Below are 21,865 nucleotides of genomic sequence, written 5' to 3'. Positions count from 1 at the left end.
CTACCTTCTCCATTCCACTTCTGGCGCTCGCAATCTCGATCTGGCTCTTTCTGGCAGTGGCGCTCGGCCATCTACCGCTTGCCGATTGGCCCTCATTACCCTTCGACTCCACGCGGATGACGATGGAGCAGGTCATCCTCGCCTACGCGATCCTGCCGCGCGCGGTCGTCGCCATTCTGGCCGGCGCTGCCCTTGGGCTTGCCGGTGCGCTTCTCCAGCGCCTGCTCAGGAATCCGATCGCAGACCCATCGACGCTCGGCGTTTCCTCCGGCGCACAGCTTGCGATCGTCACCGCGACCCTGTTCTTGCCCTCGGTGCTCGACGGCTATAGGGCGCTGGTTGCACTTCTGGGAGCCGCAGTCGCGACAGCGATCGTCTTCCTTCTCGGCTGGCAGCGAGGTTTCGAACCGGTGACGATGGTGGTTTCCGGCATGCTTGTCGGCATCACCTGTAGTGCCCTGGCTGCAGCCATGACCTTGTCCCAGGGCGAGTACCTGATGTCGCTGGTCACGTGGAACGGCGGTTCGCTTAGCCAGCAGGACTGGTCGACATCCCTCACCCTTGGCATCGAGTTGCTGTTTGGCCTGGTGATCACAGCGCTGCTGGTGCGCCCCCTCACATTGCTCGGCCTGGGTGACACCAGCGCACGATCGCTGGGTGTCACCCTGACGAGCATGCGGATTGCCATCGCAAGCCTCGCCGTCGCGCTCAGCGCCGGCGTTGCCGCCGCCGTCGGCCTCGTCAGCTTCATCGGCCTTGCCGCCCCGGCGCTCGTGCGATTGCTCGGCGTCAGGACCGCTCGCAACATTCTCCTCCTGTCCCCCGTGGCCGGCGGCCTCCTGCTCTGGCTGTGCGACGGCATCGTTCAACTGCTCGCCTCGTCGGCGGGCGAGACCTTCCCGACGGGATCGGTGACAGCGTTGATCGGCGGCCCGCTGCTGCTGTGGCTGCTTCCCCAGGTGCGCACCACGGAACTACACCAACAGTCGGACACCGCCGTGATGCGCAACGCGACCTTGCTGCGCCTGATCGGTCTTGCGAGCCTTCTGCCGCTGCTTGCCGCAATCACATTGGTCGTTGCGAGGCTACCGGATGGATGGATGCTGCTGCGCGGCGACCTCTTCTGGGAGTTGCTGCCGGCCCGATGGCCGCGTCTGGTCGCCTCCGCTTCGGCCGGTGGCCTGCTTGCCATGGCAGGTGCGATCCTCCAGCGCCTGACCGCCAATCCAATGGCAAGCCCCGAGGTTCTGGGCGTCAGCGGTGGCGCCGGTGTCGGTTTTGCGGTAGCCGTCAGCGTGTTTGCAAACCCCGGCACTCCCGAACTCTTCCTTGGCGCCGGCTGCGGCGCAACTCTCGTCTTGTTCGTGGTCTCGCTCTTTGCCAACCGCAGAGATCTCCCGCCGGAGCGGCTGCTCCTCGCCGGCATATCGATCAGCGCTTTCAGCTCGGCCATATTGAGCGCGCTGCTCGCTGTCGGCGATCAACGGTCATGGCAGATCCTTGCCTGGCTCGGCGGCTCGGCCGCAGCCGCGACGCCCGGAACCGCTCTGTTCCTGGCCGGCCTCACAGTCGCGGTACTGATAGCAGGACTGTTCTTCACGCGATGGCTGACAATCCTGCCGCTCGGATCAGCAACCTCGCTTGCGCTCGGCATGCCGCTTTCCAATGCGCGCACACTGATGGTGATCACGGCCGGGGTCGCAACGGCCGCCGCTTCGCTCCTTGTCGGGCCTCTGAGCTTCGTCGGATTAATGGCACCGCATATTGCCCAACGCGCCGGGTTTGAGCGTGCCGACACCAGGCTTATCGCCTCCGTTCTGATCGGCGCCACCCTGATGGTGATCGCCGACCTCGGCGCACGCACCCTGACATTCCCCTACGAACTGCCACTCGGGCTCTTTGCCGCTTTCGCCGGTGCACCCTATCTCGTCTGGATGCTCGGGAAGCGACAATGATGGCGAGTGCGGACCGGCCGACAACCCCAGATCAGGCGATCAGCGCCTTGATATAGTCGACGGACCGCTTCGCAAGCACCTTCCAGTCGGTCGGATTGTCGTGCTCCACCACGAGGACATCCGCGCGCGTCTTCGCAAACAGCGGATAGAGCGCCTTCCAGTCGATGATGCCATCACCCGTTGGCACCCAACCTTCGTCGAGGGCAGTTCCGGGAGGTGCGGTATCCTTGAGCTGAATGGTGGAGATCCGGTCGGCATACTTCTGCAGCTCCTGCGCAGGATCCGCCCAGCCGCGCGTGACCCATCCGATATCGATCTCGAAATCGACATCAGGCCCAGCCGCGTCAAGCAGAATATCGATCGGCCGGCTGCGATCTTCCAGACGATGGTACTCGAAGTCATGATTGTGCCAGGCGACCTTGAGGCCTTCCTTCTTGGCCGCCTCTGCGCCGACGCGCAGGCTTTCGCCCACCCGCCGCCATCCATCGGCCGTCGCGCTTCTGTCGGCCGCCGGGATGTAGGGCGGGATCAATGTTTTGGTCCCAAGCGCGTGCGCATAGTCGAAGAATTTCTTCGGTTCGTTGATCAGCCCGACCAGCGGCATATGGATACCAGAACACGCCAGGCCGGCAGCATCCATCCGCCTGCGGAAATCGGCCGTGTTGGTTTCGTAGGCAGGCAGCCAAAGCTCGAGGGCGTCGTAGCCGACCTCGGCAAGATATTCGAGATGAGACTCGATCGGCGGAAAAAGCCGGGAGGAATAGAGCTGGAAGGAGATTGAATAGCGGGACATGGGCGGGCCTCGTTTATGCTGCGAATGTGGATGGAGCGTCTGCCGCCTTCAACAGGGCGGCATCGTCTTCGCCAAGTGGCTCCGGCCGCGCGACCGTGCTTTCGATTGCCACGAAATCGTTGATCTCGGCCGACTTGATGATGGCAAGCAGGATCTCCAGAACATGGCGCGAAAGCTGGCCAGAGGCTCTTGCCGTGCGGCCATTTTCGGCTGCAGCAAGAAGGTCGGCAAGCCCCAGACCTCGATAGTTGCTGATCGTTGCGCCCGCCGGCTCCTGCCAGTTGAGATTTCCGAAGACCGTGGTTGCGGTGTCGATCCCCTGGCGCCCGCCGGCGTCGATGAGGGTAAGCGCTCCGCCGAAATAGTTGGGGTCGGGAACCATGAGAGAGGCCTTAGTGCCATGCAGCTCGATCGGATTACTGTGTCCATGCCCCCAATTGTCGTAGCTCACCGAGAAGTGGATCTGCGCGCCCGAGCGAAACTCGATCAGCGCCTGGCTCGTGGTCGGCGTGGTGACGGGGACCACCGTATTCTTGGCCGGCCCATCCGCGCTGACATAGCGCTCTTCGTAGAATTTCGTCGCCATGGCGATCACCCGACGCACGGGGCCGAGAAGAGCGACGAGGGCGGTAATGTAATAAGGTCCCATATCGAGAACCGGACCGGCTCCGACCTGGAAATAGGGAAAGGGATTGGGGTGCCAGTGTTCCATGCCGTGGTTCATGAAGTGCGCGCTTCCGCTTTTCACCTCACCCAGCCGCCCCTCGTCGACCAGGCGTCGTGCCGCCTGATGGGCACCGCCAAGGAAGGTATCGGGCGCGGAACCGATGAGGCGCCCGTGTTTTTCGGCAACCTCGAGCAGCCTGTTCGCATCCACCATTGTGAGAGCCAGAGGCTTCTCGGTATAGGCGTGCTTGCCGGCCTTCAGGATCGCCTCGGTAATGGCGGCGTGACTGGCGGGATTGGTCAGGTTGATGACCACCTCGATATCCTGACGCGCAAGAAGGTCGTCAACGGCGAGAGCCGAGAGGCCATATTGCTGCGCCCGCCTCTGCGCGATCGCCATGTCGACATCAGAGCATGCGACGAGATTGATCGGTTCAAAGACGCTTGAGAGACGCGCATACGCGTCGAATATGTGGCCGCATCCGATGATGCCGACGTTCCATTTTTTTCCTGCCATGCCTCGTCCCGCCTGATGTTCATTGGCGCTGCATCCGGATGGATATTGCAGCGAACTGCCGACAAGACCTAGTCGCGGATGCCGATTGCGGCCATGCCGTTTCCGCTTTCCGAGTCCGGCATTTGGGAAATCCACGTCATCCGTAACAACACCGTCGACGGCATGATTTCGAGGTGATTCAGCCGTCCCGATCAAGGTCCGGACCAAAGCTTCGCCGCGAGTCCGCAGTTTGCGACAATCGGCCTCGCGGGGTCGTCCGGTGCTTTGACAGCCATCCGCTTTTCTGGTGCGTCTTGGGCGTCGAGGCCATGCTGCCGATCGCGGAAGCACAGCAATCCTGTTCATCACGCCATGCCATGAAGCCCGACGTCTGAGGAGGAACAAAAATGACAAAGATTGGAAAAGGACTTTTCGGAGGCGCGCTGGGACGGCGCGATTTCCTGCAGGCGACGGGCCTTGGGCTTGCCGCTCCGATGCTGATGGGACTACCTGACTTTGCAAACGCCCAGGAGAAGGTCGAGCTCACCATGTGGGCATGGACACCGGACACCCAGGTCCAGGCCGACATGTTCACCAAGAAATTTCCAAACATAACGGTCAAGGTCGAAAACGTCGGCCAGGGTGCGCCGCATTATGTGAAGTTGCGCAATGCGCTGCAGGCGGGAAGCGGCCTGCCCGACCTCGCGCAGATGGAATTCAACTCGGTCCTGAGCTTCAGGCAGCTCGGCGCGCTTGCCGATATCGGCGCCGGCGTGAATTCCTCGAAAGACAAATTCATCGACTGGACATGGAAAGCCGTCAGCGACGGCGACAAGGTCTATGGCGTTCCGTGGGACAGCGGCCCCATGGGCGTGCTTTATCGCGGCGACATTTTCGACACGCACAAGATCACCCCGCCCGACACATGGGATGCCTTCGCGGAATCCGCGATGAAACTGGCAAAGGATGCGCCGGGGACATACCTCACCGATTTCGGCGCCGCCGATCCCGGCTGGGTCGTCGCGCTGCTATGGCAGGCGGGCTGGCGCCCGTTCCATACCGAAGGGACGAATATCCGGATCAAGCTCAACGACGATATCGCCAAGAAATGGGGAGCCTACTGGCAGAAGCTGCTCGATGCGAAGGCCATCGATACCAAGCCGGTCTGGACGACCGAGTGGTTCGCGGGACTGGACAACGGCACCTATGCAACCTGGGTCACTGCCGCCTGGGCGCCGATCCTCATGCAGCAATCGATGAAGAAGAGCTTTGGCAAATGGAAAGCCGCGTCGCTGCCGCAATGGAAGGCCGGCGACAAGATCACGGCAAACCTCGGTGGCTCGACCATCGCGGTGATGACCTCATGCAAGCATCCCAAGGAGGCGGCCATGTTTGCCGCGTTTATGGGAAGCGATCCAGAGGCGGCCCGCCTGTGGAATACCAAGCAGTTCCTGTTCCCTGTTCTCAAGGAACTCATCGATGACAAGGAACTCATGGGGCACAAGTACGATTTCTACGGCGGCCAGGCCGTGAACGAGATCTTTGCGGTGTCCGAAAACCAGGTCGATCCCAGCTTCGAATTCGCTCCATTCCAGGACTATGTCAACCAGGTGATCCTGGATGAATTCTCGGCGGCGATTGCAGGCAAGGGCACATTGCCGGATGCCTTCGACAGGCTGCAGGACAAGGTCGTGAGCTACGCTCAGGATCAGGGCTTCACGGTTTCCTGATCCCGATGGGGGAGGTGACCGCCCTCCCGGCCCCTCCCCGCCTTACGACACGATATTTTCAGGAAGCACCCATGCCCGATGCTCATGGAGCGAAGCGGCGCGGCCGGATCTATGTCAGCAAATCCGTCGCCCCCTATCTCTTTGTCTTTCCCTTCATGCTGCTCTTTGCGGCATTCCTTATCGCGCCTCTCGCCTATGCATTCTGGCTCAGCCTCTTCCGGCAAACGCTGGCCGCGGGGAACCGTTTCGTCGGGGCGGAAAACTATTTGCGCGCGCTAGCCGACAAGTCCTTCTGGGAGGGCGTCCTTGTGCTCTTCAAGTTTGGAGCGATGCAGATCCCCGTCATGCTGGGGCTGGCGCTTGTCTATGCGCTGATCCTCGACAGCGGCAGGGTCTTTGGCCGCAGCTTCTTCCGTGTAAGCTTCTTCATTCCCTATGCCGTACCCGCGGTGATTGCCGCACTGCTATGGGGATATCTTTACGGCCCGGCCTTCGGTCCGTTTTCGCAACTGGCGACGCTTCTCAACCTGCCGGCGCCGAATTTCCTCTCGGAATCCACCATCCTGCCGTCGATCGCCAACATCGCCGTCTGGGAATACATGGGCTATAACATGATCATCTACTATTCCGCGCTTCAGGCGGTTCCGCAGGATCTCGAAGAAGCCTCGGCCGTGGATGGCGCCAGCGGCCTCAGGCATGCGCTGAGTATCAAGCTGCCGCTGATCATGCCAACCGTCATCGTCACGATCATGTTCTCGATCATCGGCACGCTTCAGCTCTTCACCGAGCCCTATCTGATCCGCACGCTCGCGCCCGGGCTCATCAACAGCCACTACACGCCGAACTACTACGCCTACACCCTCGCCTTCACCAATCAGCAATATAATTATTCGGCTGCGATCTCCTTCGTGCTCGGCGGCATCGTCGCAATCGCTTCCTACAGTTTCATGCTCGTCGCGAACCGGAGAACGGCACGATGACCATTGTTTCAAAGACCGCAAACTCACCTTCGTTCCGGCGCAGCCGGCGGCTGCTGACCGGCTTCCTGGTCCTCTATTTCATCTACACATTCATACCCCTGCTCTACGTGATCGTCTCCTCGACCAAGTCGAATGCCGATCTTTTTGGTACCTTCGGGCTGTGGTTCTCGAGCGACTTCCAGCTGCTTCAGAACCTTCGCGACCTCTTCACCTTTCAGGACGGCATCTTTTCTCGTTGGCTTCTCAACACAGTGGTCTATGCGGGTATTTCCGGAATTGGGGCTGCGTTCTTCGCTACCTTCGCCGGCTATGCCTTTGCGAAATACGAATTCGCCGGCAAGCGCCTGATGTTCGCGCTCGTGCTTGGCGCCGTGATGATCCCGCAAACAGCTTTGGTTATTCCGATCTTCCTGCTGCTGTCGAAAGTGGGCCTGGTCAATACGCCGCTGGCGATGATCCTGCCCTCGCTCGTCTTCCCGCCCGGCGTCTTCCTGATGCGTGTCTATGCGCAGGATGCTCTGTCCAATGAACTCATCGAGGCAGGCCGCGTCGATGGCGCCGGCGAATTTCATATCTTCTCCAGCATCGCCTTTCGCCTTTTGACACCCGGCTTTGCGACAGTGCTGATCCTGGCGTTCGTCTCCACCTGGAACAATTATTTCCTTCCGCTCGTCATGCTCAGCTCGTCCGAAAATTTCCCGGTCACGGTGGGCCTGTCGCAATGGTACCAGCTCGCAACGGCCGGCAGCGGCGGGTCCGTGCTCTTCTCCGTCGTCATGACGGGAGCCTTGGTGAGCATCCTGCCTGTCATTGCAGCCTTTCTGCTCATGCAGCGCTACTGGCAGGGCGGCCTCGGTTCGGGCGGCGTCAAGGCCTAGCGGCCTTCCAACAATTCGGAGCAGATTCCATGGCAATCATAGAACTCAAGTCCGTCCGGAAATCATTCGGCGCGGTCAACATCATTCCCGGCGTCGATCTCAAGGTCGAACATGGAGAATTCGTCGTCTTTGTCGGGCCATCCGGCAGCGGCAAGTCGACCCTGCTGCGCCTCGTGGCCGGGCTGGAAGAAGCCACAGGCGGGGCCATCCTGATCGATGGCCGCGAGGTGACGGCGCTCGGTCCGGCCGAGCGCGAACTGGCGATGGTCTTTCAATCCTACGCGCTCTATCCGCACAAGACCGTTCGCGCCAACATGTCCTTCGGGCTGGAAGTGGCGAAGGTGCCGCGTGAAGAAATCAAGGAACAGGTCGACAAGGTCGCGGCCCTTCTGCAGCTGACGAACCTGCTGGAAAGGAAGCCGCGCGAACTGTCGGGCGGGCAGCGCCAGCGGGTGGCGATCGGGCGCGCGATCGTCCGCGAACCCGTTGCCTTCATGTTCGACGAGCCGCTTTCCAACCTCGACGCGGCACTGCGCATCGAGATGCGTCTGGAGATCGCCAAGCTGCACCAGCGCCTTGGCGCGACGATGATCTACGTCACGCACGACCAGACGGAGGCAATGACGCTCGCCGATCGCATCGTCGTGCTCGACAAGGGTATCATTCAGCAGACGGGAAGCCCGCTCGAACTCTACGAACGCCCCGCCAACCTCTTCGTCGCCCAGTTCATAGGCTCTCCGAAAATGAACGTGCTTCCCGCGCAGGTCGCCGGGATGTCTCTGGCCCATATGCCGGCTGGCGCTGCTCACATTGGCATCCGGCCTGAAGACATATCCCTCTCCGCACCAGGAGAAGGTCATCTCGATGGGCGGATCGATGTTGTCGAGCGGTTGGGATCGGATACGTTTGCCTATGTCACCCTGGCAGACGGCAGTCTGGTCACTGTCCGTGCACCCCGGGATTCCGCCGCCGCCATGGGCGATGCGGTCGGCATCCGCTTCCAGCCGCGGCGTGTTCACGCCTTCGATCAAAGCGGAAAATCTCTCACCATATGACAGCGTCGAGATGATCTCGGATTCCAGTCCAGCATTTGAGACATTCCTGTTGACTCCCATCGTTTTCCGGCGCGTCTTCTTCCTGGCAGTGTCGTAGGAGGAGACGATATGGCTGGTAGGCAACGCAACGGCGTCGACGCCGCAATCGATATCGTCACGGCACTCGCCCGGCGTGGCGGCAGCGGCCCAAGCACGGCCTTGGCGACGGAGCTCGGAATACCCCGCGCCAGCTTTCACCGCATGACGAGAGTCCTTGCCCAGCATGGCATCGTCGTCTGTTCCAGGGGCAAGATCAGTGTCGGGCCGATTGCCCGCAAACTCATCTCCACCCTGTGTGCCGCCGCGCAAGCCGACGACAGAAAACGGGACCACCTTCTGGGTGAGGCCGTTCGTCCCGTCGCCCTCCTCCCTGAAATGCCATCATCGACCCCGCCTGCCCTGTCGAGGCCGGCGATCATGCCAAGGCGCAAGCGTTTCCGCATCGGCTTTTCCAACGGCGCCACCGACAATCCATGGCAGGTCGCGCTGGTCCACAGCATTGAATTTGCTGCATCAAGACTGCAGGACGTGCTGGAATACGTGACGGTCGTCCACGCAAATGGCGATGCGGAAAAGCAGACCGAGGATATCCTCTCTCTGGCCGGGAGCGGTGTCGACGGTCTTCTCGTCAGCGCCGTTTCGCCGCGAAAGCTGGCTCCGGTTTCGGCGCATTTGATGCGGCAGGGTGTTCCGGTCGTGTTCGTCGAACGCGGGGGAACGCCGAACCTTTCCTGCGCAAGCTTCGTGACCTCGGACAACGTCGCCATAGGAAGACTGACGGCGCAATGGCTGGCGCATACGCTCGATGGCAACGGCCTGGTGATGATGCTCTTCGGCCATGCGGATCCAGAATTGACCCAGAGCCGACAGATGGCGGCCATGCAAATCCTGGCGCAATATCCGAACATTCAGACTGTTGTCGCCAACTCCACGAATTTCAACAGGCAGAAGGCCTATGGTACGGCAATGGAGGTGATTGCGCATCACGGAGAGCGCATTGCCGGCGTCTGGTGCGACAGCGGCCTGAACTCCGCCGGCTCGATCCAGGCATTTCTCGATGCCGGCTACAGACCAGGCCATATTCCGCCGCATACGGGCGGAGACCTCAATCTTTCCTACAAGCTGGCCGTCGGGGCGAACGTGCCGCTCGCATCGTTCGACTACCCGCCCGCGATGGGGATCCGCGCGTTCGAGATTCTGCTATCGGCCCTGCAGGGTTCATGGATTCCGCAATATCTCGATGTCGCCTCGCCCTTCGTCACCTCGCGGGGGAGCAAGACGAACCCGGCCAAACCGCATCTCTGGGCGGAACAACGGGTGCGTTGGGACATGCCAGACGATCTCATTCTCGGCTCGGGGCTGGGTGCGGCCTATAATCCGACCGCCTTCCGCGTCAACTATCCGGGAAACCGGCACAACCGTTCTTCGGCTGAGCGTGGGTTGGGCGCATGAGCAAGGAAACCGCCGGGATCGCGGCATTCTCCCGCATTTTCTCATCCGTCGCAGAGGGAGACGTCCAGAACGTCGCCAGCCTGATCGAGAGCCAGGGCATCGTCCGCTCGACGGCCTTCGATGTGGTCAAGCGCATGGAAGCCGCCGGGCTGATTGCAAGGCAGACAGATGGTCGCCTCATTCCGGGCGCGGCGGCAGGTGTGTTCGCTTTCGCTGGTGTGCATCTCGGGCCGCTGTTCGGCCCGGCACAAACTCTTCTCCCCTGGTTGCGCGAAAAGACGAATGCGTCGATCGCGCTGCTCGCATCCGATGGCGCAAGCCTGACGACGCTGTTGAGCTACCCGGCCAAATGGGACAGAGGCAAGCCGGTCGGTGCGCCCCTGATCATGCCGATCAAGGCGCACAACGCCGAAGTCGCCCGTCTACGCGTTGCCCTGCCTCCCGGCGCAAGCGCCGAAGAGACTGATAAATGCGAGGAGCTCGCCACGGCTACAGCCAGAGAGCTCCAGGCCTATTTGCGCGGCTGATCGATGGGCCTGGCGGCAATCAATGAGGCCGCCACGCCTGCGAGCCACGCGGATCGCGATACATGCCGCCATCCTTCATGATCATGTCGAACTTTGACGGCCCGACCAGTACCGACTGATCGAGCAACGGGTTTCCATCGACAAGCAGGATATCCGCAAGCGCGCCTGCGGTGATGACGCCCAGTTCGCCCTTGTGGCCCATCAGGTCGCCGCCAACGGCGGTGGCGCATTTCAGCGCTTCCGCAGGCGTATAGCCAAAGAACTTGACGAAATGGCCGATATCTCGGGCGTTCTGTCCCATCGGCGTAATGGTGAAACCATAATCGCCTCCGACCACCACACGCATGCCCCGCTTGCGCATCTCATGATAGGTGACGACGGTGTGCTCGAGCTTCCTCAGCAGGCCCATCCTCTCCACTACATCCTTCGTCAGTCCGACGACATCTCCCTCGAACACGGAGTTATGCACCAGACCGAAGGCAGGGCCGACGATGACACGATGTTTGACGCTTTCGAGCATGTCGAGCGCCTCTTCATCGGCAAAATCGCAGTGATAGATGCAGTCGACGCCAGCACGCACCGCCCGCTTCACCGACTCCGCCGCGCGGCTATGGCAGGCGACGCGCTTGCCCCAATCATGCGCCGTCTCCACGCCCACCCGCAGCTCTTCTTCCGACAGCGAGACGATCTCTGCTCTCGCGTGCCCGACGAACTCATCGCCCGATACGTTGAACTTGACGTTATCGACATTTTCCCTGCAGCAGAGGCGCACCGCTTTTCTGATCTCATCCGGGCCATCGGCGAGCATACCGAAGCTTTCGGCGTGCATATGGGCTTTGCGCTCGTCGCCAAGACCGCCGGTAACGGTGATCTCCGGTCCGGCGGCGCGGTAGCGCGGGCCCGCCAGATATCCGTCCTCGATCTCCTGGCGCACCACCACGTCGATACGCAGCTTCGCCGAGGCGGCCGAATAGCAGGATGTGAAACCATGATTGAGGATCATGGTGGCGTTTCGGCATGTCTTCAGAAGATGCTCTTCCGGCGGTATCTCGCCGAGGTCCTGGTTGCGCGTCGGGCCGACGAAGGAGAGATGGCAGTGGCCCTCCACCAGACCCGGCATCAGAAACCTCCCATGACCGTCGATAGTTTCGGCGGCATTCTCGCCGCTGATCTGGTTCGCACCGCGGGCAACAGTCTTGATCCGGTTGCCTTCGACAAGCACCTCGCCGTCATAGGCCTCATCATTGACGCCATCCCAGACAGTGACGTTTCGAAACAGATACGAGCCCATTTTATCCTCCAAATATGGTCGCCAGCCCTGTGGGCGATCGTTGATGAAAGGATAGGTGCGGGGTTTCGAACAGGCCACCGCGATTAGACCCGCCGAGTCGCCCATTTGAGACAGAGGAATTGACCGAAGGCGGTCGGTGTTATGCGATGAACAAACACAAGCTCATCTCGAATGGATGCCAATGTCTGAAATCGATCCTTTCCGCATCCGGGCACATGTTCCGGAGTTCGACCTCATTTTCGAGGGATACCAAGAAGCCAGCGACAGGGCGCGGGTGCGTTGGCCTTCGATGACTGACGTCGCCTATGGACCGGAGCCGCAAGACCGGCTCGATCTTTTCTTTCCGGATGGGGACAGTAAGAACCGCCCTATCCATATCTTCGTCCATGGCGGCTACTGGCGCGCCAACGTGAAGGAGGATTATGCCTTCGTGGCGAACACGATCTGCGCCGCAGGGTCGATCGCCGCCATAGTGGAATATGGACGCCTTCCGGCACTCAGGATGGAATCTCTGGTCGAGCAGGTTCGCCGTGGCGCTCTCTGGCTCAAGCAGAATGCAGCAAGTTTTGGCGGTGATGCAGACGCCATATCGGCGAGCGGCCACTCGGCCGGCGCGCATCTCGCATTCTATCTGGCAGCACGAGGCTCGTCAGAGACATTGCTGCCGCCCGCGACGGCCACGTCGCTTTTCCTTGTCAGCGGCGTCTACGACCTCCAGCCAATCCCCTTCAGCTTCCTCCAGGCAGAGATCGATCTTCGCGATGATGAGGTATTGGCATGGTCGCCCCTCACCTCCGCACCCGAAGCGGGAACGCCTATGACGATTGTGGTTGGAGAGCAGGAGACACCGCCCTTTCGCGAGCAGGCGGCATTGCTTGCGAAGACGGTTTCACCCAATTCGCCGCCAGTCTCAATTGCCGGTGCAGACCATATGACGATCGTCCGCGATATGGGGGATATCGACAGTTCGCTCGGGCAGCTCTTTCTGAGATTTCTCAAAGCCCAAGCGTCTGATGCGTAAGATCAGCGCCCTGGCAACCTATATCAGCGTCGGAACCTTTCGCGATATTCGCTCGGGCCGGTGCCGATGCGCCGGAGAAATGCCTTTCGCATCGTATCGGGATTGGCAAAGCCGCAGCTCGAGGCCACCCTTTGCAGCGGCATCTCCGTGTCTTCCAGCAACCTGCGCGCGGAATCGACGCGGGCCATTTCGACGAAATCCGCTGGCGTGGCGCCGGTCTCCTGCAAGAAGACGCGCGAGAAATTGCGGACGCTCATCGCGGTGCGTGACGCAAGCGCAGCCAGCGTGAGATCGAGCGACAGATGATCGAGGATCCAATGCTGGATCGACTGTATCCGGCCCTCGGTCGCAATCTGCGCGGCAAGATGGACGCTGAATTGCGATTGCCCGCCCGGCCGCTTCAGGAACACGACGAGACGTTTCGCCACCCTCAACGCAAGCTCTCGGCCGTGATCGTCCTCGATCAATTTCAGCGCCAGGTCTATCCCCGCCGTCACGCCCGCCGAGGTCCATAGCGGGCCGTCCTCGACGTAAATCTGGTCCGGCACGACGTTTACCTCAGGAAAGCGATCCGCAAGTTCGGCGGCATGCTGCCAATGCGTCGTTGCCGTATGTCCGTCCAGCAGCCCAGCCGCCGCGAGAAAGAACGCGCCAGTGCAGACAGAGCCGTGACGGCGCGTCGATGGAATGCGCCGCCTCAGCCATTGGTGCAGCTCGTTGCCTTGATAGGCCTGCTGGTAGTCGGGCGTGCCGGCAATGAGCAGCGTATCGATCTTGCTGTCATCATCATGGATCGATCCGTCCGTGACAAGTGATATGCCGCCGGCGCGAACTGTCCGCTCGCGTTGCGCAGAGAAGGTCTTGATCTGATAATTCGCTTTCTCGGGCGCCTGCCGATTGGCTTCCAGAAATACGTCGAACGGTCCCGAGACATCGAGGGACTGCGCGTTGTCAGGCACCACGATGACAATCGTCCTTGCCTCGACAACCATCCCTCATCCTCCTTCGCGGCCTGCATCAGACATCGGCTACTCGCCCATACTGGGTTAATCGCAGCCGATGTCCAGACGCAAGCCGGGTTCAGCCGCGTCGCTTTGCGCGCTCATGGAAGATCGAGCCGATGAAATCGAGGCTGGTGCGGGCCGCCAGAAGCGAGGTGATGCCCGAAGGGTCATAAGGCGGTGAGACTTCGACGAAATCGACGCCGACGACCTCAAAGCGCCGGGCAACCTCACGCAGCAGATCCTTCGCCTCATAATAGGTGAAGCCGCCGTGGCTGATGGTCGCCGTACCCGGCGCGATGGATGGGTCGAAGCTGTCGATATCGATCGAGACATAGACGCGTTCGCCATCGGCAATATGGGCAAGCGCCGCAGCGGCGCCGATGTTCCTGAACTTGCGGAGCGACACGACATTTGTGCCATAGACCTTGGCCGCCTCGTAATCCTTCTTGCTGACCGCAGCCATATTGTGCGGGCCGAGAGTCGTGATGCCCTTCACATGCGCCATCTCCGAGGCCCGGCGCATCGGGCTGCCATGGCCCCAGGTGATGCCGTTGCGGCCATCGATAAAGTCGAAATGGGCATCGAGATGGACGATATGGATCGGCTTCTCGTTCGAGTAGGCCGCGATCGTCGCCATGGTGATCGCATGGTCACCGCCGAGAATATAGGGCATCGTCTTGGCGTCGAGCAGCGCACGCACCGCCTGCTCCGCATTGACAAGGCTGCGCCGGGTGTCAGCGTAAATGACGTCGCTGTCGCCGGCATCGACGATCTTGACCTCGTCGGCCGTCAGATAGGTGACCTCGTCCTCGAAGTCGAAGACGCCGTCCGGTCCGAAGCCGTGGAACATCGACATCTCACGAATGGCGCGCGGCCCGAAGCGCGTGCCGACACGATAGCTGGAGGCGGTGTCGATCGGCACGCCGAGAATGGCGACATCGGCGCCGTCGAGCTTGTCCCAGTCGGTACAGGCCGGCTGGCCCGCAAACGTCGCAAGTCCGACAAAGGGAAGATCCATGCGCTCAGGCATGTTGCGGCTGTGAAACTGGTCGGTCATGTCAAATCCTTTCCCGAGCAGGCGACGGACGCCCGCACTCGGCAGGTTGGTGCTGAGGGTCCTCAGCAGATTTCGTCGGTAATGCCTTCGCGCTCATAGGCGCGGCGGACGGAAGCGAGAGCCGTGAGCTTATCCAGCAATCTCGCAATCGACGGCCGGCTGCGCGGCGGCCTGGCCATCGGGCGCGCCCAGCGCGAGAGCATGACGAGATAGAAGTCGGCAGCGCTCAATTTGTCACCGAGGAAAAACGGCCCGTTCGTCTTCAGATGCTGTTCGATGACGTCGAGATAGGCGCTTGCGCGCGCTTCCGCTCCCCGCGTCACGATTTCGACAGCGGCCGCATCCGTCCCGGCCAGACGATCCGGATACTGCCAGATCATCAGCTCTTCCTGCAGCGAGTTCGTCAGGAAGGTGAGCCATTGATAGAATTTGGCCCGCTCCGTAGTTCCAACCGCCGGGGCCAGCCCCGCTTCCGGATGCTGATCGGCAAGATAAAGCACAATCGCCGCGGACTCGAACAACACAAGATCGCCATCTACCAGCGCGGGAATGCGCCCGTTCGGATTTATCTTCAGGTATTCTTTGGATTTCTGGGCATCAACCGCTCTGTCGACCAGAAGAAGTTGATAATCTTCCCCGATCTCTTCAAGAATCATATGTGGAGCTGCATTGGCATTCGCGGGGAAATAGTGAAGTTGATACATTTTCTTCTTCCATGATTGGCTTCCTGTTTTTGAGAATAGGTTTTCATGGAATTGTCTACAAGGACGCAGTTCCGTCGATTTCGGCCAAAGGCCCGCCAATCCAGGCCGTTTGCGCCCATCGTTAATGGGCATCATTGAAAAAGGGAGGGGGAGCAGAGCGAGATAACTGGGCAGCTCAACATTTGAGCGATTTGCCCAACATGCGCGGTGCACCGCCGGGTCATTGCTTAGATCAAATCACCTGACGGAGACGAAAGCTCTCAAGAACCCCGAACAAGCTCAATGCCGTTTGCGCTGGCCCATTGACCAATATCCTGTTTGGTCAACGCGGTTGCCATCAGGTCCGGAAATTGATCCGGCGTGCAGGCGAAGACGGGGCAGCCCATCGCGGCGATCGCACCGGCGTGACGAACATCGTAGCTGGGCCTGCCATCGTCGGAAAGCGCCAGCAGAACGATGACGTTGACGCCGGAATGCTTGAGCCCGGCAACGCGGGCCAACATTGAAGCAACGTTTCCACCTTCATAAAGATCGGTAACGAGAACGAGATGCGTCTTGCTCGGACGGTCGATCTTGGTCTCGCAGTAGGCGAGCGCTGCATTGATATCCGTGCCGCCGCCGAGTTGTATGCCGAACAGAACCTTGACCGGGTCGGAGAGATCCTCTGTCAAATCAACGATCGAGGTATCGAAGCAGACAAGCTTCGTCGATAGAACCGGAAGCGAGGCCATGACAGCTGCAAAGATCGACGAGTAGACGACCGAAGATGCCATGGAGCCGGATTGATCCACGCAAAGCATGACGTGATCGAGATCGGCACGGGTCCGGCTCTTGCGCGCAAATCCAACCAGAGTTTCCGGCACGATCGTATTGAGATCCGCCTGGTAGTGGCGAAGATTGGCGCGGATTGTCCTTGGCCAGTCGATATCCGCATGCCGGGGGCGATGTGTGCGCTGCGAACGGTTCAAGGCACCCGTTATTTTCTCCACGGTCTGTGACTGCAGCCGCTTCATCAGATCTTCGACGACCTTGCCGACCACCGTTCGCGCGGTCTCCATCGTCTTTTCGGGCATCGCGCCGCGAAGCGAGATAAGATCTGCGACGAGATGCACATCCGCTTCCAGCGTCTCGAGAAACTCCGGCTCCAGCATCAATGCCTTGAGGTTGAAGCGTTCGAACGCATCTTTCTGGATGACCTGCACCACCGGCGTCGGAAAGAACTCGCGAATGTCGCCAAGCCAACGCGAAACTTTCGGCGATGAGGCCCCCAGACCACCGCGCCCTTTGCGACCATCGGATTCGTAAAGAGCCGAAAGCGCGCGGCTAAGCCGCTGGTCACGCTCACCGAGACCCTCCATATCCTCGTCGCCGAGTGCCAGTTTCCACCGGCGGATGCGTTCTGAGCTCATGCGTCCATTCCCAGGATTTGCTTCAGCAAGGGCAGTGCGCGTTCAAAGGCCGGATTGTGTTCCGTCGTCTCCATTGCGACCGGCCGTTCCGTCCTTCCACCCGCAATCCGCTCCATGATGCGTTTGCGGCCAATCAGGTCGAAGCCGGAGAGTGCTCGTCGGAGAAGTGGCAGGCTCTCCACGAAGACCTCCTCGTCGAGCCCGCAAAGCCATTCGTCAATCAGGAAGAGCAGCGCCTGATCCTGGATCAGGACTTCTGCCGCCCCCGCGATGAAAGCTTCGACAAACGCGCCGGCTTTCGCGGCTGTCTCACCGATGATCTTGCGCGAGAAGGCGGCTGCGATTTGCGTTTCATCCCAAAGACCAAGATCATGCAGCCGGCGCAAGCTGAAGCCGACGACCGGCGTCACAACCTGGTCGTCATCGACGATGAGAGCGAGCTGGCGGCGCCATTCCTCCAGCAAAGCGACATCCGCGAAAAGGCCGAGCGCTTCATCATAGGCGCGCATCGCCATCATCCGCTTCGAGGTCGCGTCGTCATCCAATTGGCGGGAGCCGATCCGGATACCGGCATTCACTTCCGCGCTCAGCGCGTTGATGAGAGCACGAAGTTCCGGCTCCGGCAATTTCCGGGCAGTGCCGTAGCGAACGATGCGCACGAGGGGCGCCACCGCATTCATCAGGTCCGTAATGTCGCTGCTCTGCACGGCGGCGGCCTGCAGAAGGTCGATGCAGGCGCTTGCCGCATCCGGAAGATCCGCAACAAGTGCACCACGAACGAGATCCGATAGCTGCGCAACATCATCCGCCTTGCGGCCTCGATCGATTGTCGCTGCCCCCGCTGCCTGCTCGATCGTCAGGCCCCAGACCAGAGCTTCGGCCAGACCCACGGACATATCGGGCGACCAGACAAGCTTCCAGATTTCGCGATAGGTTCCGCGCCCGGCTTCAGCGTCGATCAGCCGGCCCCAATGGACACCTATCAGATTGAGACGGTGCAGAAAGGTCGATTTGAGGAGACCGGCCTCACTGCGCAAATCGAGTTTGATATCATTGGCCGCCTCATCGGGCTTCAGACGCGTCTTGCGGCACCAGGCCTCGAAATCCCTGGCAAGCGGCATTTGCGGAACCGCGGCGTCGATCTCTCCGATACGGTCGCCAATATAAAGCTGGCGCTCGATCATCGCGAGTTGCACATGATCCCCATGGCAAAGCGATGAAAGCGAGGCGTCCCGCATCTCGGCAAGGCCTGGTACGCTAAGTCCGCGCATGCTCGCAAGCCCAAGCGCCAGCCGGGCGGCCTCGATCGCCGATGCCGTCGAAGCGTCGAACCCCTCTTGCCGCAACAAGGCCGCCGTTCTCGCCTGCCAGATTGCGGCAAAGGCTTCCGGCCCTTCGCGTCGTTCGCCCGAATAAAGACCCCACAAATGTCGATACCAGCCGGGAGAAATAACCCCTGCCCCGTAACCGGAAGCATAGCTTAAGCGCCCATCGCTCCAGGGCGCCCAGGTCGCCTCCACCTTGATTTTCGGGAGGTCCCTGATAATGGATCGGTCTTCGGCAACCGTCGTCTCGGCCCGGAGGCCGCCGATGTGCCAGGCGCCCACGACGGCGGCAACCTCGCCCTCATATGTCTTCAACGCATCCCGGATATGGCCCCGCATGAAGGCCTCGCGGCGATTTTCACGAAGCCATTCGGTTTCACTCATGCCGCCGGCATCGGCCTGGTGTTGCCGAGCTTCCGTCATCGCCGTCTCGATGGCCGCGAAAATCTCGAGCGGTGACTGGCTATCGGCGCCCTGCTCGATCAACCCATTCCAAAAGCTCTCGCCATCACTATGCCCAGCGGCCTCGGCCAGCAGATCAAGCGGATCGAGGCGCACAGACGAACTATCGGAGACCACAGCCTCCGTGTTTGCGGATGTTTCCGCACCCGCCTCTTCTTCCTCTAGTTTCTTTTGAAACGCGGCAAGCGCCTCCTCCCTGGCAAGCTTGCCAAGTGCCAGGGAAACGGAAGCCGGCCAATCGATGAAGCGGACGGGTCGCTTATGGGTAAGTGCCCATTGCATGGCAACCCATTCGGGAGAAAACTCCGCAAACGGTGCAAAGACCGCATTCGCGGCCTCATCGGTCGCATAGAACAGCATGGCGAGCGGCGGATTCATGCCGGCGAGACCGGCATATTGAATCAAATCGTCGCCTTCGGGCGATCCCTCGATCAGCACGCAGGCAGGATCGAGCGCGTCGAGCGCGCCTTTTAGAAGCGCCGCCGACCCCGGCCCATGGTGCCTGATGCCGAAAAGATGCGCTTTCCTCTTCATTGCCTAGATGACCTCGCGGATTGCCTCGTAGAGATCGTTCCAGCCATCGCGCGTGCGCATGACGGTTTCGAGATATTCCGCCAGCGCCACGCTGTCCTGTACCGGATCCTTGACCACGGCGCCGACAATATTGGTCGCCAATGCGTTGGCGTCGATGCGGCCGTCTCCGAAATGGGCTGCCTCTGCCCATGCCGAGACACCGACGGAGATTGCCTCCGCGGTTGAGAGCGTGCCGGTGGACGTCTTCAGCTTTACCTTGCCATTCAATGTCTTGCCGTCACGGATTTCGCGGAAAAGGGTGACGATACGAGCCAGTTCCTTGTCCGCGGGCTGGATCGGCGGCAGGCTGAGATTGGTGCCGATTTCGCCGACCCGCTTGACGACGATCTGGGTCTCCTCCTCCAGCGTGGCTGGAGATGGCAGCACTACGACATTGAAGCGGCGCTTTAGCGCCGATGATAAATCGTTGACGCCCTTGTCGCGATTGTTGGCGGTGGCGATGATGTTGAAGCCACGCTCGGCATTGATCGCAGTATCGAGTTCCGGCACCGGCAACGTCTTTTCCGACAGAACGGTGATCAGCGTATCCTGTACATCCGAGCCCATACGCGTCAGCTCCTCCAGCCGAAGAAGCGTGCCCTCCTCCATTGCCCGCACCAGCGGTGTTTTGACCAATGCGTCTGGAGATGGTCCTTTTGCCAGCAACAAGGCATAGTTCCAGCCATAGCGGATCTGGTTTTCATCGGTCCCCGCCGTGCACTGGATCAGGCGCTGCGACGAGCCGGAAATCGCAGCAGCGAGATGCTCCGAAACCCAGGACTTCGCCGTGCCTGGCAAGCCGAGCAGCAGAAGGGCGCGGTCGGTCGCCAGCGTAGCAACCGCAGTCTCGATCAGCCGCCGGTTTCCGACATATTTGGCCGATATCACGCTTCCGTCGGATGCCGTGCCGCCGAGAAGATAGGTGACGACCGCCTGCGGCGAGAGCTTCCAGTTGGCCGGTCTTGGACGATCATCGCCCTTTGCAAGTGCAGCCAGTTCGCCTGCATAGATCTGCTCTGCAGGACGGCGAAGTTGAGCTTCAGGCATAGGCGGTCTCCAGACTGTCCATGAAATCGAGGAAAAGGAAGGCATTGCCGCTCTTGGCGGGATCGAGCGCGGCAAGTTCGCTGCGCAGCGTCGAACGCATCGATGGCGGGCACATAACGGCTATATCGTCGAGAATATTCGGGTCATAACGCGCACTGTCCTTGTGCAGCGAGCGCCACGGCTTTGACTGCAGGACCGAGCTAAAGGCGTTTTGCGTTGCCTGCCCTTCGAGCCATTGCGCCATCAGGCGGATCGTCCAGGGTGATGTCTCGGCGGACCACCGGTCCGGCTGAAAGACATGCTCGACCCAGAGCTGCCGCATCTCGGGGTTGTAGTCGCTTAGCATTTCGGCATCGAACGCGGAAAAAGCTTCCCAGCTGTTGCGAAGATGGCGGTCGGTAATCATCTTCACAATGTCAAGCCGCCGGTCCCGGGTTGCCATGAAAAGGAAGGCTGTCAGCAGATCACCCTGCTTTTCAGCCGCGGCCACCATTGCATCCACCGAAAGCGATAGTGACGCGGCCAGCAAATCCAGGCCGACCGAGCCGAATGTGTCGTCAAGCCATCTCATCTTGGTGAGGTCTTTAACCGTCGCCGGCACTTCCAGCGACAGAGCCGCTTTCTTGAAGATCAAACCGGATTTAGAAACCTTCACTCGTTCGAGTGCCGAGCGCAGCGCCGGATTGTCTCCTTCGAAACCCGGCAACCGAACGAGCAGCCGCTGAGCCATTTCACGAACACGCGGCGCCCGATCCTTTTCCAGGCCCTTCAGAAACGCTGTGTCTTTTTCCGACAGATTGCCGCGCAAGGCGCCAAGGAGACGCAAGCGACTTTCGGCACTCTCGGTGGGCCAGACAGCCTCGATCAGCGCCCGCGCGGCATCGGGATCGATGGCCCGGCGGGCAGCGATATAGCCCGATTTCACAGCCGGCGTGGCAAGCATCCAGGTCTCGTCGTTTAGCCGGTCCGGGGCGAAGTAGCTTTGCTTCTGCGCGACCGGGGTTTCCCGCTGCGAAAAAGCGAGCGCTGCTGCACCAAGATCCTGCGCATACGTCTTCACGAAGCTTTCGAGTTTGGGCAGGTCGAATGGATGCATCCGCAGCTTCTTGTCACCGAGGGCTCGAACCATTGCCGTGGACAATTGGGCGGATGCCTGGTTCTTGCCCGAAAGGAGCCGAAGAAAGAGTGCTCTCGACGCGTCCGGCAGGATCGCCGCTTGATCGGCGATGATATCCTCGACCTGAAACTGAGCCGGCGGCAGCGGGCGGTCGAAGCGCAATGCCTGGCCGGCCAGCGCAAGCGCCTGCAGGGGATCGGCGGCACCGAGAGCATCGAGCGGCAGACCGTCTTGAGTGCCGGCCAGAAGCTTCGGCATGACCGCATTCCCAAGCTTCGATAGAC

18 protein-coding genes are annotated in these 21,865 nt (G+C 60.7%); 8 read left to right on the top strand and 10 right to left on the bottom strand.

Annotation, left to right across the window (positions count from 1 at the left end):
• The first annotated feature begins 11 nt into the window (after positions 1-11).
• Entirely contained in the window at positions 12-1,955 is a 1,944-nt protein-coding gene (fhuB, locus tag A6U86_RS21150; RefSeq protein ID WP_275507285.1) for a Fe(3+)-hydroxamate ABC transporter permease FhuB, read from the top strand.
• 31 nt (positions 1,956-1,986) lie between these two features.
• Here fhuB and A6U86_RS21145 read toward each other — a convergent pair whose 3' ends face one another.
• Positions 1,987-2,748, bottom strand: a complete 762-nt coding sequence (locus tag A6U86_RS21145) for a sugar phosphate isomerase/epimerase (RefSeq protein WP_068394936.1) — start codon at positions 2,746-2,748, stop codon at positions 1,987-1,989.
• Between the two features lie 13 nt (positions 2,749-2,761).
• Positions 2,762-3,931: a Gfo/Idh/MocA family protein gene (locus A6U86_RS21140; protein WP_068394935.1), complete on the bottom strand. Its 1,170-nt coding sequence runs from the start codon at positions 3,929-3,931 to the stop codon at positions 2,762-2,764.
• A gap of 386 nt (positions 3,932-4,317) precedes the next feature.
• Between A6U86_RS21140 and A6U86_RS21135 the strand changes: the two genes are divergently transcribed.
• The 6 genes from A6U86_RS21135 to A6U86_RS21110 all read left to right on the top strand — a co-directional run bounded on the left by A6U86_RS21135 (position 4,318) and on the right by A6U86_RS21110 (position 10,571).
• Complete coding sequence (locus tag A6U86_RS21135; RefSeq protein WP_068394934.1) at positions 4,318-5,640, top strand: ABC transporter substrate-binding protein; 1,323 nt, start codon at positions 4,318-4,320, stop codon at positions 5,638-5,640.
• A gap of 71 nt (positions 5,641-5,711) precedes the next feature.
• A complete protein-coding gene (locus A6U86_RS21130) occupies positions 5,712-6,620 on the top strand; it encodes a carbohydrate ABC transporter permease (protein WP_068394933.1) in 909 nt (302 codons plus the stop codon).
• The gene (locus A6U86_RS21125; protein WP_068394932.1) at positions 6,617-7,498 is read left to right on the top strand and encodes a carbohydrate ABC transporter permease; all 882 of its coding nucleotides are present in this window, start codon (positions 6,617-6,619) and stop codon (positions 7,496-7,498) included. Before A6U86_RS21130 ends, A6U86_RS21125 begins: the two co-directional genes overlap by 4 nt.
• Positions 7,499-7,527: 29 nt before the next feature.
• Positions 7,528-8,553, top strand: coding sequence for an ABC transporter ATP-binding protein (locus A6U86_RS21120; protein ID WP_068394931.1), 1,026 nt, complete (start codon positions 7,528-7,530; stop codon positions 8,551-8,553).
• A 108-nt stretch (positions 8,554-8,661) separates the two neighbouring features.
• Positions 8,662-10,044: a substrate-binding domain-containing protein gene (locus A6U86_RS21115; RefSeq protein ID WP_068394930.1), complete on the top strand. Its 1,383-nt coding sequence runs from the start codon at positions 8,662-8,664 to the stop codon at positions 10,042-10,044.
• Complete coding sequence (locus A6U86_RS21110) at positions 10,041-10,571, top strand: helix-turn-helix domain-containing protein (RefSeq protein ID WP_068394929.1); 531 nt, start codon at positions 10,041-10,043, stop codon at positions 10,569-10,571. Before A6U86_RS21115 ends, A6U86_RS21110 begins: the two co-directional genes overlap by 4 nt.
• 19 nt (positions 10,572-10,590) lie before the next feature.
• Here the strand turns inward: A6U86_RS21110 and A6U86_RS21105 are convergent, their stop codons facing one another.
• On the bottom strand, positions 10,591-11,862 hold the full coding sequence (locus A6U86_RS21105; protein WP_068394948.1) for an amidohydrolase family protein: 1,272 nt from the start codon (positions 11,860-11,862) through the stop codon (positions 10,591-10,593).
• Between the two features lie 181 nt (positions 11,863-12,043).
• On the opposite strand from A6U86_RS21105, the gene A6U86_RS21100 reads away from it, so the two are divergent.
• Positions 12,044-12,883: an alpha/beta hydrolase gene (locus tag A6U86_RS21100; RefSeq protein ID WP_068394928.1), complete on the top strand. Its 840-nt coding sequence runs from the start codon at positions 12,044-12,046 to the stop codon at positions 12,881-12,883.
• 23 nt (positions 12,884-12,906) lie between these two features.
• On the opposite strand, the gene A6U86_RS21095 is transcribed toward A6U86_RS21100, so the two are convergent.
• From A6U86_RS21095 to A6U86_RS21065, 7 genes are all read right to left on the bottom strand, one after another.
• Complete coding sequence (locus tag A6U86_RS21095; RefSeq protein ID WP_068394927.1) at positions 12,907-13,875, bottom strand: GlxA family transcriptional regulator; 969 nt, start codon at positions 13,873-13,875, stop codon at positions 12,907-12,909.
• Positions 13,876-13,963: 88 nt separating this feature from the next.
• A complete protein-coding gene (locus A6U86_RS21090) occupies positions 13,964-14,944 on the bottom strand; it encodes an arginase family protein (protein ID WP_244510040.1) in 981 nt (326 codons plus the stop codon).
• A 62-nt stretch (positions 14,945-15,006) separates the two neighbouring features.
• Positions 15,007-15,861: a glutathione S-transferase family protein gene (locus A6U86_RS21085; RefSeq protein ID WP_244510038.1), complete on the bottom strand. Its 855-nt coding sequence runs from the start codon at positions 15,859-15,861 to the stop codon at positions 15,007-15,009.
• Positions 15,862-15,908: 47 nt separating this feature from the next.
• Positions 15,909-17,057, bottom strand: coding sequence for a VWA domain-containing protein (locus tag A6U86_RS21080; protein ID WP_068394925.1), 1,149 nt, complete (start codon positions 17,055-17,057; stop codon positions 15,909-15,911).
• On the bottom strand, positions 17,054-19,378 hold the full coding sequence (locus tag A6U86_RS21075; protein WP_068394924.1) for a DUF5682 family protein: 2,325 nt from the start codon (positions 19,376-19,378) through the stop codon (positions 17,054-17,056). The genes A6U86_RS21080 and A6U86_RS21075 overlap by 4 nt, the downstream gene beginning before the upstream one ends.
• Before the next feature lie 3 nt (positions 19,379-19,381).
• The gene (locus A6U86_RS21070; RefSeq protein WP_068394923.1) at positions 19,382-20,464 is read right to left on the bottom strand and encodes an AAA family ATPase; all 1,083 of its coding nucleotides are present in this window, start codon (positions 20,462-20,464) and stop codon (positions 19,382-19,384) included.
• Positions 20,457-21,839, bottom strand: a complete 1,383-nt coding sequence (locus tag A6U86_RS21065) for a DUF5691 domain-containing protein (protein ID WP_141683770.1) — start codon at positions 21,837-21,839, stop codon at positions 20,457-20,459. The genes A6U86_RS21070 and A6U86_RS21065 overlap by 8 nt, the downstream gene beginning before the upstream one ends.
• Positions 21,840-21,865 lie beyond the last annotated feature (26 nt).

The sequence above is a fragment of the Rhizobium sp. AC27/96 genome (assembly GCF_001692325.1).
GTDB lineage: Bacteria > Pseudomonadota > Alphaproteobacteria > Rhizobiales > Rhizobiaceae > Rhizobium.
The sequence above is the reverse complement of the archived record's forward strand: the minus strand, read 5'-3'. Positions and strand labels throughout refer to the sequence as shown.